At 63.5% G+C, this 17,494-nt stretch carries 16 protein-coding genes; 6 read left to right on the top strand and 10 right to left on the bottom strand.

Translation table 11 applies throughout. From position 1 onward, the window contains the following. Positions 1–5: 5 nt before the first annotated feature. Positions 6–1,451 carry a CCA tRNA nucleotidyltransferase gene (locus ACSW29_RS01525; RefSeq protein ID WP_448276197.1) on the top strand — a complete coding sequence of 482 codons (1,446 nt, stop codon included), beginning with the start codon at positions 6–8 and terminating at the stop codon, positions 1,449–1,451. Here the strand turns inward: ACSW29_RS01525 and ACSW29_RS01520 are convergent. The 4 genes from ACSW29_RS01520 to ACSW29_RS01505 are packed head-to-tail and all read right to left on the bottom strand — an operon-like array spanning position 1,441 to position 6,008. Beyond that, positions 1,441–2,748 carry an MFS transporter gene (locus ACSW29_RS01520; RefSeq protein ID WP_298774803.1) on the bottom strand — a complete coding sequence of 436 codons (1,308 nt, stop codon included), beginning with the start codon at positions 2,746–2,748 and terminating at the stop codon, positions 1,441–1,443. The genes ACSW29_RS01525 and ACSW29_RS01520 overlap by 11 nt on opposite strands. Before the next feature lie 23 nt (positions 2,749–2,771). Beyond that, a complete protein-coding gene (locus tag ACSW29_RS01515) occupies positions 2,772–4,409 on the bottom strand; it encodes an acyl-CoA dehydrogenase family protein (RefSeq protein ID WP_448276195.1) in 1,638 nt (545 codons plus the stop codon). Beyond that, on the bottom strand, positions 4,393–5,016 hold the full coding sequence (locus tag ACSW29_RS01510; RefSeq protein ID WP_230816213.1) for a TetR/AcrR family transcriptional regulator: 624 nt from the start codon (positions 5,014–5,016) through the stop codon (positions 4,393–4,395). The genes ACSW29_RS01515 and ACSW29_RS01510 overlap by 17 nt, the downstream gene beginning before the upstream one ends. Positions 5,017–5,066: 50 nt before the next feature. Beyond that, positions 5,067–6,008 (bottom strand): NAD-dependent epimerase/dehydratase family protein, encoded by a 942-nt coding sequence (locus tag ACSW29_RS01505; protein ID WP_448276193.1) that lies wholly within the window; start codon positions 6,006–6,008, stop codon positions 5,067–5,069. Positions 6,009–6,142: 134 nt separating this feature from the next. Here ACSW29_RS01505 and ACSW29_RS01500 point away from each other — a divergent pair, with 134 nt between their 5' ends. Further along, complete coding sequence (locus tag ACSW29_RS01500; RefSeq protein ID WP_347872401.1) at positions 6,143–6,838, top strand: TetR/AcrR family transcriptional regulator; 696 nt, start codon at positions 6,143–6,145, stop codon at positions 6,836–6,838. A 54-nt stretch (positions 6,839–6,892) separates the two neighbouring features. Continuing rightward, entirely contained in the window at positions 6,893–7,498 is a 606-nt protein-coding gene (locus tag ACSW29_RS01495; protein WP_347872400.1) for a YqgE/AlgH family protein, read from the top strand. Positions 7,499–7,526: 28 nt separating this feature from the next. Here the strand turns inward: ACSW29_RS01495 and ACSW29_RS01490 are convergent, their stop codons facing one another. The 3 genes from ACSW29_RS01490 to ACSW29_RS01480 form a co-directional block, all read right to left on the bottom strand. Next, complete coding sequence (locus tag ACSW29_RS01490) at positions 7,527–7,691, bottom strand: hypothetical protein (protein ID WP_448276192.1); 165 nt, start codon at positions 7,689–7,691, stop codon at positions 7,527–7,529. Between the two features lie 73 nt (positions 7,692–7,764). After that, positions 7,765–8,745, bottom strand: a complete 981-nt coding sequence (locus tag ACSW29_RS01485; protein ID WP_230816217.1) for a bile acid:sodium symporter family protein — start codon at positions 8,743–8,745, stop codon at positions 7,765–7,767. Beyond that, a complete protein-coding gene (locus ACSW29_RS01480; RefSeq protein WP_448276190.1) occupies positions 8,742–9,920 on the bottom strand; it encodes an MFS transporter in 1,179 nt (392 codons plus the stop codon). The genes ACSW29_RS01485 and ACSW29_RS01480 overlap by 4 nt, the downstream gene beginning before the upstream one ends. Before the next feature lie 162 nt (positions 9,921–10,082). Between ACSW29_RS01480 and ACSW29_RS01475 the strand changes: the two genes are divergently transcribed. Continuing rightward, a complete protein-coding gene (locus ACSW29_RS01475) occupies positions 10,083–10,778 on the top strand; it encodes a FadR/GntR family transcriptional regulator (RefSeq protein ID WP_317827086.1) in 696 nt (231 codons plus the stop codon). Here ACSW29_RS01475 and ACSW29_RS01470 read toward each other — a convergent pair. Together ACSW29_RS01470 and ACSW29_RS01465 are read right to left on the bottom strand one after the other, a co-directional pair. Then, entirely contained in the window at positions 10,747–11,706 is a 960-nt protein-coding gene (locus ACSW29_RS01470) for a DUF1648 domain-containing protein (RefSeq protein WP_448276189.1), read from the bottom strand. The two genes, ACSW29_RS01475 and ACSW29_RS01470, sit on opposite strands and share 32 nt — an antisense overlap. A 5-nt stretch (positions 11,707–11,711) precedes the next feature. Continuing rightward, positions 11,712–12,206, bottom strand: a complete 495-nt coding sequence (locus ACSW29_RS01465) for an SdpI family protein (RefSeq protein ID WP_230816221.1) — start codon at positions 12,204–12,206, stop codon at positions 11,712–11,714. 101 nt (positions 12,207–12,307) lie between these two features. On the opposite strand from ACSW29_RS01465, the gene leuS reads away from it, so the two are divergent. Both leuS and ACSW29_RS01455 read left to right on the top strand, forming a co-directional pair. Next, positions 12,308–15,154, top strand: a complete 2,847-nt coding sequence (leuS, locus tag ACSW29_RS01460; RefSeq protein ID WP_448276188.1) for a leucine--tRNA ligase — start codon at positions 12,308–12,310, stop codon at positions 15,152–15,154. 322 nt (positions 15,155–15,476) lie between these two features. Then, on the top strand, positions 15,477–16,925 hold the full coding sequence (locus ACSW29_RS01455; RefSeq protein ID WP_448277389.1) for an MFS transporter: 1,449 nt from the start codon (positions 15,477–15,479) through the stop codon (positions 16,923–16,925). Positions 16,926–16,992: 67 nt separating this feature from the next. Here ACSW29_RS01455 and ACSW29_RS01450 read toward each other — a convergent pair whose 3' ends face one another. Continuing rightward, a complete protein-coding gene (locus tag ACSW29_RS01450) occupies positions 16,993–17,490 on the bottom strand; it encodes a hypothetical protein (protein WP_347872394.1) in 498 nt (165 codons plus the stop codon). Between the last annotated feature and the right edge of the window lie 4 nt (positions 17,491–17,494).

Below are 17,494 nucleotides of genomic sequence, written 5' to 3'. Positions count from 1 at the left end.
TTCACGTGACTGTCCCTATCTCCGACGCTGATCGCCGCCTACGACTGCTTGCCGACGCCACTGCAACGCTCGGCACGTTGTCCGACGTGTTGAACCCGCTCGGTGAGCGTTTTGCTGCGGCCGGTCACGAGCTGTTCCTGGTGGGTGGCAGTGTTCGCGACGCGATCCTCGGCCGCTTCAGTGGAGATCTGGACTTCACGACGGACGCCAGGCCGGAGAAGGTTCAGGCTCTGCTCAAGGGCTGGGTGGACAAGCAGTGGGACACCGGCATCGAGTTCGGGACCATCAGCGCCATCAAGCACGGCCAGGAGATCGAGATCACGACCTTCCGGGCCGACGCTTACGACCGCGTCTCACGTAATCCGATAGTCGAGTACGGCACGACGTTGGCCGACGATCTGGTGCGCCGCGATTTCACCGTCAACGCGATGGCGATGAAGATCGGCGCGGACGGGACCTACACTTTTGTCGATCCACTGAATGGCATGGACGCCCTGCTGGCCGGAGAGCTCGATACGCCGTCGGCGCCGGAGAACTCGTTCAACGACGATCCGCTGCGGATGCTGCGCGCGGCCCGGTTCGTCTCGCAGCTTGGTTTCACGTTGAACAATCGCGTTTTCGAGGCCATCAAGGAGATGGCGTCGCAGATCGAGCGGATCACCGCCGAGCGTGTGCAGGTGGAGCTGAACAAACTGATGCTGGGCATGTACCCGGTGGACGGCATCAACATGATGGTCGACTCCGGGCTGGCCGCGTACGTGCTGCCCGAGGTTCCGCAGATGAAGCTCGAGATCGACGAGCATCACCAGCACAAGGACGTCTACCAGCACTCTCTCACCGTGCTCCAGCAGGCGATCGACCTCGAAGAAGGCGATCCCGACCTCGTATTGCGTTGGGCTGCACTGCTCCACGACATCGGGAAGCCGGACACCAAGCGTAACGAGCCGGGCGGCGGCGTCAGCTTCCACCACCACGAGGTGGTCGGTGCCAAGCTGGTGCGCAAGCGCATGCGGGCCTTGAAGTTCTCGAAGCAGATGGTCGACGACGTTTCGCAGCTCGTGTTCCTGCACTTGCGTTTTCACGGTTACGGCAAGGGGCAGTGGACCGATTCGGCGGTGCGGCGGTACGTCACCGACGCGGGCGAGTTGCTCCCCCGACTGCACAAGCTCGTCCGGGCCGACTGCACCACGCGCAACAAGCGCCGCGCCGCGCAGTTGCAGGCCACGTACGACGACATCGAAGAGCGGATCGCGCGCATCGCGGAGCAGGAAGACCTCGCGCGAGTGCGTCCGGATCTCGATGGCAACGCCATCATGGAACTGCTCGGCATCCCGGCCGGCCCGCAGGTGGGCAAGGCATGGACGTTCCTCAAGGAACTACGTCTGGATCGCGGGCCGCTCGAACGGGACGAGGCCGAAGCCGAACTGCTGAAGTGGTGGGCTACCCAGTAGGGCTGGTTTCCCGTTTCTTGCGGTTGATCAGTACCGCCGACAACCCCGCGGCGTAGACGCCCGCGCCGGCAAGGGCAAGACCGACGCTCTTGCCGTCGGGCGCGATCACCGTCGACGCCGCCGCGATCGCACCGATGAACGCGACGTTGAACACGGTGTCCTGCAAGGCGAATACCTGGCCACGACGGTCGTCGTCGATGTCGATCTGCATGGCCGCGTCGCCGCTGAGTTTCACGGACTGACCGGCGATGCCGAGCAGGAATGCGGCGATCAGCAGCGAGCCTTGCGTCAGGGTGGTCACGAAGACGAGCTGGACGAGAACCGCGCACACCAGGGCATACGTGATCGTCCGCGAGCGCCCGATCCGCGGGATGAGAAACGGTGTGATCAAGGCCGCGATCAGCATTCCGATGGCCGTTGCACCGACGGCGACGCCGAATCCGGCCATCCCTCCAGGTAATTGGGAGCCGTTCGAGGTGTCGCGTAGGACCAGCACCATGATGAGGGTGTTGATGCCGAAGCAGATGCGGTGTGCGCCGATTCCGATCATTGCCGTGGTGACGCCGGGCGCCTCCCAGGCAGCGGTTGCACCGGTGCGCAGTCCGGCTGTTACCGAACGAACGGCGCTGGCGCGGACCACCTCGTCGGCCACCGGACCAAGCGAGCGGGCCGTGAACCTGGCCGCGGCGAGGGCAGCAATCACCGACCCCAGCGCTGCGATCGCCACGGCTGCGCCCGACGCTCGATCCCCGGCGCCGATCACACCGATGATCGCCACCGCAGCCGAAGCGCCCAGAGCAGCGACCACCGAACCAGCCGTTGTGAGAACGGAATTGGTTGCCACCAGCCACGATTGTCGGACGACCTTCGGCAGGGCTGCGGATACCCCTGCCCCGACGAAGCGGCTGACTCCGATGGCAGCAAGCGCACACGTCAACAGCAGAGTGTCACCGCCGCCGGCCACCAACAACACCGCGGTGGTCAGAATGAAGAGCCCGCGGAGCACGCTCGCCCACAGGAGCACCAGGCGGCGGTCCCAACGATCCAGCAGAGCCCCGGCAAAGGGGCCGATCACCGAATAGGGAAGGAGCAGTACGGCAAAGCCGGCCGCTATCGCCACCGGATCGGTTTCGCGTTCCGGATTGAAGAGGATTGCGCCGCCGAGCGCGGCCTGGAACATTCCGTCGCCGAACTGGCTGGAAAAGCGGACGAGCGCCAGCCTTCCGAGGCCGGGTGATTCACGCAGGGTGTGCAGCACGCGCTGCCAGGCCTCGCGGCGGTTCGAGGCTCGGTTCATAAGCGGAAACTGTAGTGGGTGGGTCAGGCGCCGATCTTGACGGTCGCCCGCTCGAGGATCGGCGCGATGTCGATTCCCCTCGGCAGCGTTCCGAACACGCTCCCCCAGTCGCTTCCGAGTCGACTCGCACAGAACGCGTCGGCCACCGCGGGGTGCCCGTAGCGGAGCAGCAGCGAGGCTTGCAGTGCGAGTGCCATGTCACCGACGATCTTTCGCGCCCGGTATTCGATGTCGTCGAAATCGCCGAATGCCGTTTCGAGATTCCGCACGGCCTGATCGAAGCGGGCGTCCACGCCACTCGCTTCTTTCAGTTCGTCGAAGAACACCTGCAGCGTTTCGGGTTGCTTCGCCATTGCCCGGAGTGTGTCGAGCGCCGCGACGTTGCCCGACCCCTCCCACACCGAGAGCAGCGGAGCCTCGCGATAGAGGCGCGGCATCCGGGATTCCTCCACGTATCCGTTTCCGCCCAGACACTCGAGTGCCTCGGCAGCGTGGATCGGTCCGCGCTTGCAGACGAAGTACTTGCTCACGGCCAACGAAATGCGTCGTAGTGCGGTGGCGTGGGTATCGCCTGCGGTTGCGCGGTCGGTCAGAGCGGCCAGCCACATCGCGACGGTAGTCGACGCCTCCGATTCCACCGCCAGATCAGCCAGAACATTGCGCATCAAAGGTTGGTCTATCAGGTTGGCGCCGAACGCACTTCGGTGAGTTGCGTGGTGAACTGCCTGCAGAGTGCCGACGCGCATGCCGGTGGCCGTGCCGATCGTGCAGTCCAGCCTGGTCATGTTGACCATCTCGATGATGGTGCGCACGCCCCGGCCTTCCTCGCCGACCATCCACGCGAAAGCGTCGCGGTACTCGACCTCGCTGCTCGCGTTGGAATGATTCCCCAACTTGTCCTTCAGGCGCTGTAGGTACATGTTGTTGAGCGAGCCGTCCGGCAGGACCCGCGGAAGAAAGAAGCACGACAGGCCACCCGGTGCCTGGGCGAGGACGAGGAACACGTCCGACATCGGCGCGGAGGTGAACCACTTGTGGCCCGTCAGCAGGTAGCTGCCGTCGGATTGTGGCACTGCCCTTGTGGTTCCGGCACGAACATCCGAACCGCCCTGCTTTTCCGTCATCGACATACCGGCGATCAATCCGGGTTTGGTGAGGGGAGCTTTCAGCGCCGGATCGTAGTGCCGCGTGGTCAGGAGGGGTTCGTACTGCGCGGCCAGATCCGTGTTGTGCCGCAGCGCGGGGATCACGGCGTACGTCATGGAGATGGGGCAGCCGTGACCGGCGTCGGTTTGACCCCACACGGCCATCTTCGCGGCGCGGACGAGGTGTGCATGTGGATTCGGGTCCACCCACGGAGCGCCGTGCAGTCCCAATTCCACTGCGGTGCTCATGAGTTGGTGATAGGCGGGGTCGTAGCGGACCTCGTCGATACGGTTGCCGTAGCGGTCGTGGGTTCGTAGGACGGGCGGGTGCTCCTCGGCCAGATCGCCCCACTCCTGGGCTTGCGCGCTTCCGGCGCGGACCCCGACGCGATGAACCTCTTCGAGCGCGTCCGAAGCTCCCTCGCGGTGCAGTGCCTCGAGAATCGGCGCGTATTCGGCTGCGTCGTAATCGATCAGGGGCGGAACCTGATTAGTGACCTCATGCGTGGGTGTCATCGAAGCTCCCTAACGATCGAAGGGTGAAGGCGAGAATGGCGTCGATCGTGGCGGGATCGGTGGTGCCGCCGCGAAGCGGAAGGATCAGGGCCTCGCCGATTGCCCCGACGATGCACGCTGCCGTCAGAGTGGCGTCCTGTGGCGGTATCTCACCGGTGTCGACTGCCGAGCGAATTGCGGTGGCCAGGCAATCGCGGAACGATTCACGAAACATGAGGCGCTGTTCGTCGACGAGTGGATCCACCGGTTCCACCAGCAGGGCATAGGCGAGAACCGGTGCGCGCATGGCACGTTCGGCGAAGGTACGAACCGACGCTGATACGGCGGAGCGGTGGTTGCCTTCCAGATGTCGGGCGCTGTCTCCGGCGTCCCGGGCTGCGGATACCTCACGGCTGCAGACAGATTGGAACACTTCGGCGAACAGTTCGCCCTTGCCGTCGAAATGTCGATACAGCGTCCCGGTGCCGACGCCGGCGTTCTTGGCCACCGCGGCGATGGAACACCCCGCATAGCCGTGAGTTGCCACTGCCGTCGTGGCGGCCTCGAGCAGTCGGGCGCGTTGGGCGTCCAATCTTTCCTGTACTGCCGGAGTGCGGCGATAGGCCATGCGAAGAAGTGAACACCCGTTCCGTTCTTGCGTCAAGGCTGACTGCAGGTTCAGGCAGCAGCGGTGCGAGCCTGTTCCGCGCGCCACCACGCGACGGTCTCCTCGGCGGCCTGATCGAGCGGTGTCGGTGAGAGTCCGAGGAGCACTTCACTGGCACTCGAGTCCATGACAAACGGCTTGGTGAACTGGTAACTCATCTCCGCGAGTTCGCGGCTGTCGGTGTTGATCTTGCCGACGGCGTCGAGCACCCAGGCGGGCAGGACGCCCACCTTGGCGGGGGATGCTCCGGCGGCTCGGGCGAAGACCTCGGCGATCTTGCGCTGAGTGAGCGCGGGGCCGGTGGGTGCGTGGATGACGGAGTTCCAGAGTTCGGGGTTGTGTGCTGCCGCGATCATCGCTGCTGCCAGATCGGGAATGTAGGTGAAGGAGTGCGGCTGATCTGCGGAACCGATGACACGAATCTTCTTACCTGCCATGACCTTCGGAACCATGCGCTCGCCGGCGTGGGCGGTCCGGACGCGGGGGCCGAAGAAGTCCGAGGCGACGACGCTGACGGTAGGTGTTGCCGAAGCCTCGCGAGCACGCAGCAGTGCGGTCCGCACGCCACGCTTGCCGCCGGTGGCGTTGCGTGGATCGGATTCGGTCATCAAGGTGTCGGAGTTGTAGGCGTAGAGGCTTTCGGGGAAGACCACGACGGCGCCGATGGATGCGGCCGCGTCGAGCACAACCTTTTCGGCCGCCGGGAGTTCCCGCTCCCAATCGGCTGCGTTGTAGGCGGCGTGGATGCAGTGGTAGATCGCCGTGGCGCCTTCGCTGACTGCGCGCAGGGCCTCGGAATCCGAGACGTCGACGCGTCGGCGGTCGATCAACGGGTGCTCCGGTCCGCTGCCGGACCTGGTCAGGAGGCGGACATTAATGCCCTGCTCGGCGAGCTGTAGCGCGACGGCGGATCCGACAGGTCCTGCTCCGGTGACGATTTCGAGGTTCGACATGGTGTGTTCCTTTTCGTTTCGGGTGAACTGAGAGCACTGCTCTCGTTTTTAAGAATGCACCCGTGTCCAAGTACTGTCAAGAGCAGTGCTCTCTTTTGTTGATACTGCTCTCGATCATGGGGCAAGATGGACTCATGGTTGGGACTCCCCGCGAGCGGGCGCGCGAACAGACGCTTCAGGACATCACCCGGATCGGACGCGAGCATCTTGCTGCCGTCGGCGCCGCAGCTTTGTCCTTGCGGGCCGTCGCGCGCGATCTGGGAGTCGTGTCCTCAGCGGTGTACCGCTACGTCGCCAGTCGCGACGAACTGCTGACTTTGTTGGTGGTGGACGGGTACACGGAATTGGGCGCGGAAGTGGACGCCGCCGTGAATGCCGTTGCAGCAGAAGATTTTCGAGGACAGTTCGTTGCTCTCGGGCGTGCCGTCCGGAGTTGGGCGATCCGGGAACCGGCCCGCTACGGTCTGCTGTTCGGCAGCCCCGTCCCAGGCTACGACGCTCCGGGCGAGCAGACCACCGGCCCTGGCACCCTCGTCGTGACCCGGCTGATCGGGATCATCGACGGCGCCCATCGCGCGGGTGCACTCACGGTGCGAGGGGGCCCGGACCTGAGTGACACGCTGGCAACGGACCTCGAGGGAGTGCGGAAAGAACTGGGCACCGACCTGCCGCCGGATGCCGCGGTGCGCGCAACTCTCGTCTGGGTATCGCTGTTCGGCTCGGTGAACTTCGAGGTGTTCGGGCAGTACGGAAGCGACACGTTCACCGACGCGGGTGAGATTTTCGAGCGGCATTTGGCACTACTCGCCGATGTGGCGGGTCTGACCTGAACACGCCTGTGTCTGCGTTCCACCGCACGCAGTCGTCGGTGAGATGATGTCTTTGTGTCGCACGCAGAAGAACCCGAGGATCGAATGGCCTGGATAGAACCGGAGGTTCGTCCGGGCAGTTTGTTGGTGTCGTCGACCGATCTCACGGAACCTGCATTTCGCCGCACCGTCATCTACATGATCGAGCACAACGACGCCGGGAGCCTGGGCGTCGTCGTCAATCGGCCGAGTGAGACGGCCGTGCAGAACGTGCTGCCGCAGTGGTCGCCGTTGACCGCGCATCCTTCGGCGCTGTACATCGGTGGACCAGTCAAGCGTGACTCGGCGTTGTGCCTGGGCATCGCTCGCAACGGTGCACGGATCGACGGCGTCGCCGGCCTGCGGCGGGTGGACGGCAAGGTAGTCATGGTGGATCTGGACTCGGACCCGGAGGTCATCGCTCCTCTGGTCGAAGGGATCCGCATCTTTGCCGGGTACTCGGGTTGGACTCTGGGGCAGCTGGATTCGGAACTCGAGCGTGAAGACTGGATGGTGATCAGCTCACTGCCGTCGGATGTGCTGACGCCGCCCCGAGTCGATGTCTGGGCGCGGGTGCTACGACGCCAGCCGCTCCCCGTGGCAATGCTGGCCAGCCACCCCATCGAGGTCGAACGGAACTGACCTGTCGGAGGCCGATGATATTCCTGTGTCATCGTTTTCGAGAGAGGTGGCAGGAATGATCGCTGAGCGTCAGATCCAGTGCGCGGATTGTGTTTCGGATGTCGATCACTGCCACGATTCTTTGCTGCGACATGCCGACGGATCGCTCGAATGCACCGGCGAGAACTGCGTCGACCTGGCATCGGTCCGTCATGCGTTGTCCATCGATTGTGCTGAACTGCAGGGCGGTTGTGGCTGCGTCGATGCGACCCGAGACGAGTTGCTCGCTAGCTGACGCTGACCGGATCCCGATTCGCGAAGCGTTGCGCCATCGCAGCGCAGACGATCAGTTGGATCTGATGGAAGATCATCAGCGGCAACACGATCAGGCCGACGGGTTGGCCCGCGAACAGCACAGCTGCCATCGGTAGGCCCGTTGCCAATGACTTCTTCGACCCGCAGAAGATGATGACGATCTGATCGGGCAGATCGAAGCCGAGTTTGCGCCCCGCGAAGGTGGTCACGCCGAGAACCAGCGCGAGGATCAGGCAGCACACGATTGTGAGGATCACGATCTGCCAGATCGTGATGGTGCTCCAGATCCCCTCTTTCATGCTTTCACTGAAGGCGGCGAAGACAACGAGGAGGATCGATCCGCGATCGACGTACTTGGTGGGTTCGGCGTACTTCTGCAGCCATCCGATCACCAGTGGGCGGATCAGCTGGCCCACGATGAACGGGATCAGCAGCTGCACGACGATGTCGAGGATCGACGAGAAGTCGACGGTCGCCTGGCCGGTGGTGTTCATCAGCAGAACCACCAGCAGCGGCGTGACGAAGACGCCGATCAGGTTGGAGAACGACGCACTGACGATCGCGCCCGCGACGTTCCCCTTGGCGATCGAGGTGAACGCGATCGACGACTGAACCGTCGACGGAACCAGGCACATGTAAAGGATGCCGGTGTAGAGGTCGTCGCTGATCAGGGTCGGCGACAGGAATCGCAGTGCTAGGCCGATCAGTGGGAACAGCACGAACGTCGCCGCGAGGACGACGGTGTGCAGTCGCCAGTGCTTGACGCCCTTCCACGCTTCCTGCGGCGAGAGCCGTGCGCCGTAGAGCAGGAACAGGAAGCCGATGGCGATCTTGGTGGCCCAGTTCAGAATGCTCTCCGCGGTACCCGATACCGGGAACACACTTCCGAGCACGCCGGCGATGATGATGCCGAGGATGAACCCGTCGATGTAGAACCTACTGAGAAACTTCACCTGGCTAAGGATAACGGCGTGCGTCGACGGGTCTCTCGAGCCCCACGAAGGTTGAAGCCCATCACGGCCAGGCACAGCAGCGTCCCGACGATCGACAGTTCAATGATGGCCGTCTGCATTCCCTGGATGGTGATGGCGATACCCGCGATGATCGACGGAATCGCGAGTCCCGCGTAGCTGACGGTGAAGAACGCGGCCAGAACTCCGCCGTGGCTCTCCCGGGCGTGGGTTCGGGCGGCGGCGTTGACTCGCTTCATGCCGCCGGCAAAGGCCAGACCGTGTCCGGCGCCGACCACGACGGTGATGACGCTCAGCAGCGCAAGGCTGGGGACGAGGTCGACCACGAGTAGGCCGATCATTCCGAGGGCGAGGATCCCCAGTCCGACGGTGACGGACGTCCTCGGGTCCATGCGACTCCCGCCGAGCTGCGCGATCACCGAGCAGATCATGACCAGTGCAGCTGCCCCGCCGCCGAGTAGGAGGTTGTCGATGTTCAGCAGGCTGGTCATCCACGACGGGACCACCGACTGGAAGAGCCCGACTGCGCCCCACGACAGCGCGACGGCGAGCGAGCTGAGCCAGAACGTCTCTCGAATGGTGGCGGGAACATGCGGCATCTGAAAGAACCGCTTCGGGCGTGTGACGTCCCCGATCCGCGGCATTAGCAGCAACACGATCAGTGCCGGGATGAACGCGACAAGGAAGATCAGATACGGCAACCGCAGTGGTTGTGGAAGGTACTGGGCGATCGCACCGGACACGAGTGGTCCGAGTGCACCGCCCAACGCACCCGTCACCGTCGAGACGAGCGCTGCCCGTCGGTGATCGAACTTCGGTTCCTGCTCCACCAGTGCGGCACTGCCCGCCGCACTGGCTGCGCCCACCGCGATGCCCTGAGCGACGCGTCCGACGAACAACCACACCGTCGCGTCGGCGAATGCCAGGACGAGCGTGCCGACGACGCTCAGTGCGAGCGCAGCCAGAAGCACGGTTCGTCGACCGAGGGCGTCGGACAGCGGTCCGAAGAAGAGCAACGCCGGAACGAGGCCGGCGACGTAGACGCCGTAGATGAGCGTCTGGATGGTGGGCGTGAATCCGAACTCGGTCCGGTACAGCCCGTAGACGGAGGTGGGCATGTTCGCGCCCAGAAGGATCACGGTGAGGACGTAGCCCACGCCGTAGAAGTGTCGGTTGGTGCGGCGTGTGCGTTGTTCGGTGGCGACAGCGGTGGCGGACGTGGGAAGCCCCTCCTGAAGACTGAGTTCGAAAATACATGGGTCGTCCTACGTATCGTAGGTGAGTGGAATGATCGCCGCGAATGCTGTGAGGATGAGTAGATGACCGTTGTTCGCAAGGAGTCCGCGTACGAGCAATCCCTCGACTGGATGCGCGCGCAGATCTCCGACGGCGCCTGGACCGTTGGCAACCGTGTTCCGACCGAGCCGGAGTTGATGAGTGTTCTCGGCGTCGGCCGGAACACCGTGCGCGAAGCGATCAAGACATTGACCTCTACGGGAGTCCTGGAGATCCGTCGCGGATCAGGGACCTTCGTGCGTGCTCGGACCGACATCGGCGGCCTGCTCGGCAAACACGCGTCCGTCGACGAGATGAAATACGTCTTCGAAGTGCGTCGTGCGCTCGAGATGGAAGCAGTCCGCTTGGCGTGTGAGCGTCGCGGCGACGACGACGTTCGGACACTTCGTGAGCTGGCCGCCAAGCGTGACATCCCAGCGGAGAACTTCGTCGACGTGGATCTCGCATTTCACATTGCCGTCGTCGATGCCGCTCACAATCCGGTTCTGAAAGATCTGTTTGCCGGGATCCTCGAAACCGTTCGCGCCACCTACGAGGTGACCGAAGGGGTGCATCCGCCGTCGCTGACGTCCTCGCATCACCGGGGAGTCGCCGAAGCCATTGCCGAACGAGATGTCAGCAAAGCCAGGGCGGCGGCGTGTGGGTACCTGGAAAAGACTCAGGAAGCGATCGGTTCAGGCTCGGCGGTTACCGAGTCCGGGCGTCGGCCAATCGGTTGAGGGACCCGGCGATGTCTTCGGCCCTCGGTGTTGTGATCGTGAGCCGGTCGCCACCGGCGAAGGTGACGACCACCGCCGGCCCGGTGCGGGTGACGACGCCGTAGTTGCGACGACCCTTGGCCTTGAGTCCCCAGCCGCCGAAGTCCGCGAACGGTTTGATTTCCGCGACGTCGGCTCCGACAACTTCATCGATGCCGTAGGTCATCGCAGCCATCCCCATGTTGATCACCCGGATTTCCCGGTCGCCGACGATCACCCGGAAGCGCACCAGGCTGACGACGAGCAGTCCGAGTGTCCCGAAGATGAACAGCGGCCAGAGTGACCGCATCGACAACGCCATGACGACTCCGGGTGCCAGAGTGATCGCAGTGATGATCACCGAACCCTGGGTGCTGAATCCGACGTCGTCGGAGATGGGTAAAGGGCAGCTGCTTCGTGGCAACCCGGCCGATGGTTTGGTCGCGGCAAGCGTGCGGACGCGGTAGTCGCGCAGGAATGAGGCACCGATCCAACCCAGCACCGCGCCGACGACAAAGCCGACACCGAGAGACCACAGCGGGAGTGACGTCGTAGTCGGATCGGTGACATCGAGTTGGGTGTAGAGCAGAGCGAAGTTCACTGTCGTGATGAGCCCGACCACGCTCAGTCCGACAACCAACATGAATCGACGCATCATCAACATCGCGGGAGCAAGAGCGGCAATTGCGCTGAGACCGCCACCGAAGAGCAGCGTCAGAAGTGCAATGGTCCACGCGTTGGAAGACGGGGTGGAGAACCCGTCCGGCGAGGTAGTGGTCCAGTGAGTCGCGATCTGCTCCGGGAGGCGAGGCTCCCACATTTTTGTCAGGACGAAGCCGAAGACCGCACACAACAGCGGAACGACTAGCCCGAATACGACCCCGGCCGGGTCGACCACGCGATGTTTCACGTGAATCAATGAGCCGGCTGGCAAGCATCCTTGAGCGCGCAGGCACCGCAGGAAGCGGTGCCGCAAGCGGCAGCGTTCGCCTTGGCCTCGGGGGTCTCCGCCACCTGCTCGTCTGCGGCAGGCTCGGAGTGTCCGCCGCAGTTGCAGTCGTTACCGCATCCGCTCTGCTGCGGGAGTGCGGCGGCAGCGCGGGCACCGATGCCTCCACCGAAACCGGCAGTGAGGACGGCGACGACGACGGCGATGATCGCGACCGCGACGCCGAAGACTCCGCCGATGGTCAGTGCTGCGACTCCGCCGATGACCAACATTCCGGCGGCCGCGAGCATGGTCGGACCGGCCACCTTGTTGGCGAGGGCGAACGACTCCTCGCTCCGCAGGGAATCTTCGGTGCGGACACCGGCCCAGCGGTTGCGCGGGAGTTTGCCGATCAGTCCGGCGACAGCAACTCCACCGACGGCGACAGCGAGCACGAATAGCACCACAGCGACAACGATCACCCATACAGGATAGGCGCGAGTGGAGTTGATGGTATGCCCGGGTCGCGCAGGCTCTACCCTGGTTATCGGTATTTCCGTCAGCCAAGTAGATAGCGACCATAGTGACCGAGTCTCCGCAGTCCCCCGATTCACCAGCCGACGCAACTCCGCAGCACCGCTACACCGCGGGGCTCGCCGGCCAGATCGAGCAGCACTGGCAGGACCGCTGGAGTGAGGAAGGCACGTTCAACGCGCCCAATCCGGTCGGTCCGCTCTCCTCGCCCGACGGTGTTCCTGCCGACAAGCTCTTCGTTCAGGACATGTTCCCGTACCCCTCGGGTTCGGGCCTGCACGTCGGTCACCCACTCGGATACATCGCCACGGATGTCTTCGCGCGCTTCCATCGCATGCAGGGCCGCAATGTCCTGCACACCCTCGGCTACGACGCCTTCGGGCTCCCGGCCGAGCAGTACGCCGTGCAGACGGGTACCCACCCGCGGACCACCACCGAGTCCAACATCGCCAACATGAAGCGCCAGCTGCGACGCCTGGGTCTGGGACACGACGAGCGTCGTAGCCTCGCGACGACGGATGTCGACTTCTACCACTGGACGCAGTGGATCTTCCTGCAGATCCATGGCGCCTGGTACGACAAGGAAGCCGGCAAGGCGCGTCGTATCTCGGAGTTGGAAGCCGAGTTCGATTCCGGTGAGCGCGCTCTGGAAGACGGACGCGAGTGGGCTTCGTTGGACGTGGCCGCGAAGGCCAAGGTTCTGGACTCGTACCGCCTTGTCTACCAGTCGGATTCGATGGTCAACTGGTGCCCCGGTTTGGGTACCGTCCTGGCCAACGAGGAAGTTACTGCCGACGGTCGTAGTGACCGCGGAAACTTCCCAGTCTTCCGTAAGCATCTCCAGCAGTGGATGATGCGCATCACCGCGTACTCAGACCGCCTGGTCGACGACCTCGAGTACCTGGATTGGCCGGACAAGGTCAAGGCCATGCAGCGCAACTGGATCGGACGCTCCTACGGCGCCGAGGTTACTTTTGCCGCAGGCCAATACGGCGTCGATGTGTTCACTACCCGTCCGGACACGCTGTTCGGCGCCACCTACGTGACGCTGGCTCCCGAGCACGATCTGGTGGACAAGCTCGTTGCGGACGAGTGGCCTGATGGTGTCGACGCACGCTGGACTGGCGGTGCCACGACTCCGGCGGAAGCTGTTGCTGCATACCGTAAGTCGATTGCCGCCAAGACCGACCTGGAGCGTCAGGAAAATAAGGAGAAGACGGGCGTCTTCCTCGGTTCCTACGCCGTCAATCCGGTCAACGGACACAAGGTTCCGATCTTCATCGCCGACTACGTTCTGACGGGCTACGGCACCGGCGCGATCATGGCAGTTCCGGGACACGATCATCGTGACTGGGAGTTCGCGAACGCGTTCGGTCTGGACATTCTCGAAGTTATTGCCGGTGGCGATGTTTCGGAGGCTGCGTACTCCGGTGACGGCCCGCTGGTGAACTCCGACTACCTCGACGGTTTGGACGTAGCCGAGGCCAAGGCGACCGTCATCAGTCGCCTCGAGGAGAGCGGCCAGGGCAAGGGCACAATCCAGTACAAGCTGCGCGACTGGCTTTTCGCGCGTCAGCGTTACTGGGGCGAGCCTTTCCCGATCGTCTACGACGCGGACGGCAACGCGCACGCCCTGCCGGATTCGGCTCTGCCCGTGGTGCTTCCGGAGGTCGAGGACTACGCACCCGTGTCCTTCGATCCGGACGATGCCAACTCCGAGCCCTCTCCCCCGCTGAACAAGGCGACCGACTGGGTCAACGTCGAGCTCGATCTCGGCGACGGACTGCAGACCTACCACCGCGACACCAACGTCATGCCGCAGTGGGCGGGCAGCTCGTGGTACCAGCTGCGTTACATCGACCCCACTAACCAGGACGCCTTCTGCGACCCGCAGAACGAGGCGTACTGGACGGGTCCCCGTCCGGAACTGCACGGCCCCAACGATCCCGGTGGAGTCGACCTGTATGTCGGCGGCGTCGAGCATGCGGTGCTGCACCTGCTGTACTCGCGCTTCTGGCACAAGGTCCTGTTCGACCTGGGCTACGTGTCCTCGAGCGAGCCGTACCGCCGCCTCTACAACCAGGGGTACATCCAGGCATTCGCGTACACCGATGCCCGCGGCGTCTACGTGCCCGCAGAAGAGGTCGTCGAGCGTGACGGCAAGTTCTTCTACGAGGGCGCCGAGGTCAACCGCGAGTACGGCAAGATGGGCAAGAGCCTGAAGAATGCCGTTGCGCCGGACGAGATCTGCGCCGAGTTCGGTGCAGACACCCTGCGTGTGTACGAGATGTCGATGGGTCCGCTGGACACCTCGCGTCCGTGGGCAACCAAGGATGTCGTCGGTGCTGCGCGATTCCTGCAGCGAGTGTGGCGCGTCGTCATCGACGAGGAGACCGGCAAGCCCCGTGTCACCGACGAAGCTCCTGGTGAGGAGACGCTGCGTGCGCTCAACAAGGCGATTTCCGGTGTCATCGAGGATTACACGGCGCTGCGCGACAACACGGCCGCTGCGAAGCTGATCGAGTACAACAACCACCTCACCAAGGCGTTCCCGGGTGGCGCGCCGCGTGCTGCCGTCGAGCCGCTGGTACTGATGCTCGCTCCCCTGGCGCCGCACCTCGCGGAAGAGTTGTGGTCGCGTCTGGGGCACACGGAATCTCTTGCGCACGGCCCCTTCCCCGCTGTCGAGGAGAAGTGGCTCGTCGAGGACACCGTCGAGTACCCGATCCAGGTCAACGGCAAGGTCCGTAGCCGCATCAGCGTCCCGGCGGATGCCGATCGCAAGGCTGTCGAGGAGATCGCCCTGGCCGACGAGAAGATCGTCGCGCTGCTCGAGGGCAACGCACCACGCAAGGTGATCGTTGTGCCGGGCAAGATGGTGAACATAGTTCTGTAGGCGCTTCGCGCACGTGCGCCGTTTTGGTAGTTACCGCTACCGAAACGGCGCACAGTCGTATCTGGAGCCAATCAGTCGTTGTCCTGATTCTCCCGCTCCGCGGAACATTCTGTAGCGCGTGTTCGACGCGAGGGCTGTGATGCAGGTAACACGTTGCCGAGAACGGTAGCTGTCGTTCCACTGCACTTCCCCGCAAGGCCCCGGCCGACGGTATTCGGCAGGGGGTCAATCGAATTCGCAGGTGTCCCGAAAGGATTCTCCAGCCATGGCGTCTCATGTCCACAGCGACGGCTCGTCTCCCAGTCTGCCCGAATCGACGTCGATGCCGGAGCGGTGGACTCCGCGACTGGTGTTCTCGCTGGCGTCGATCGTTCTACTTCTCGAAATGCTCGCGGTGAGCTACATGATGATTTCCACTGCGCTGCCCGCCATCTCGGTGCATTATCAAACGACGCAGGGAGCTTGGCTGCTCACGTCGTTCCTGCTGCTGGGCGCGGTCGCGTCTCCTCTGCTCGGCAAGCTCGCCGACATGTACGGCAAACGTAAAGTCCTGCTCTTGGCGGTCGGCGGTGCAGCGGTCGGATCGTTCATTTCGGCGATTGCGCCGAGCTATGCCGTCTTGATTCTGGGCCGGTCGCTGACGGGCCTACTCGTTCCCTGCCTGTTCTTGAGTTACTCCCTCATCCGCGACGTGTTTCCGCCGAAAACCGTTGCCTTGGCTGTCAGTATCGCGACCTCCGGCATGGGTCTGATCGCGATTCCGGCGCCGTTCCTCACCGGTTGGTTGATCGACAACCACGGGTTCCGGAGCATCTTCTGGTTCTTCGTCATCGGTTTGGTTCTGCTCGGTGGCATGATTTTCGCTTCGACGGCGGAATCAGCTGTGCGACTGCGCTCTTCGCTGGACCTGATCGGTGCGGTACTGCTCGGATCGGGCATCGCCGGAATTCTGATCGGCGTCAGCTTCGGGCCGACCTGGGGCTGGAAGAACGGTTCGACACTGGCCTACCTGATCGGCGGCGTCGCACTGCTGGTGGCTTGGGTTGCCTCTGCCCGAGCCATCCGTGAGCCCTTGATCGACCTGCGCTACTTCGGCAAGCGTTCGGTGATGCTCACCGCCGTCGGTGCCGGGTTCTGCTACGGCGCCTCGGGAGTCTTCACGATTCTGCTACCGATGATGGTGATGACCCCAGCAGTTCTCGGCCTGGGATACGGATTCGGCGTCACGGCAGAGGGATTCGCGATCTTCCAGGCGCCCCTTGGTGGCATGGTGGTGGTCGGCGGCTTGATCGTAGGTTTCCTCGTGGGCCGCAACATCCGACCGCGTCTGCTGATGATCATCGGGATGATCCTCATGGCAGTCGGATTCACCTTGACGGCCACCATTCACGACAACAAGCCGCTGCTCATCATCTTTGCCGGAATCTTCGGTGTCGGAATGGGTATGGGCTACGCATCTATCCCGAACCTGCTCATCGAGGCAGTGCCGCCGCAGTTGCAGGCAACCACGGCGAGCATGGTTGCGGTCTTCCAGAGCATCTTCCCCGCTGTGCTTCCCGTCATCGCCTTCACGGTCTTGAACTCGCACATCGCGATGGCGATGGAGGGCGCTGTGTTCTACACCGACGAGGGCATGCGCATCGCGTTCCTGATCGGTGCTGCTGCAGCAGTTCTCGGTGCGATCGCAGCCGTATTCCTGCCGCGAAACATCGTCCAGATCGGCGCAGAAGACGGCATGCAGCAGGAAACGTCCCTCCTTCCGGCTCACTGATCATGCGATGACGTGCGGCTACGGGCCAACGCCCGTAGCCGCGCATCTCCATGGTCGCACCTCGATGTCATGCAAGATGAATCTTCTGCAGCGAGATCTCACCCCGCAGCGGCCGCTCCGCAACTTGTGCCAGATCAGAGACGAATGTGTCCGCGATCGATCGGGTGGTGGTGAGTTGTACCGACAGAACGTTGTTCGCTTGACTGCACACTGTTGCGCCGTACCGGTACGCCACCAGCGCCACTGGATCGACGCGTTGGAAAGTCGCGGTGACGTGTAGGCCGACCTGTGGTGTCACCGGAACGAACGGGCCGTGGTCCGTCTTGATGCGAACTATCCCGATGATCTTGTTGAGACGCTTGATCAACATGGCGTCGGAGATGGTTGCCGGACAACGGTACGCGATCGACATTCCGGTGACTCCCGGCGATGTCACGGACACCCACGTGGACAGACTGACGACGTCTACGCCAAGCTTCCACCCCAGCGAAGAAATACGGGCGAGAACTGCTGCGGTGTCATGGCATTCGACGACCATGGTGCCAACCCGTGTCGATTCACCCATTCCC

Source organism: Rhodococcus sp. GB-02 (genome assembly GCF_053470465.1).
This window is presented reverse-complemented; position numbering and strand designations above follow the sequence as displayed.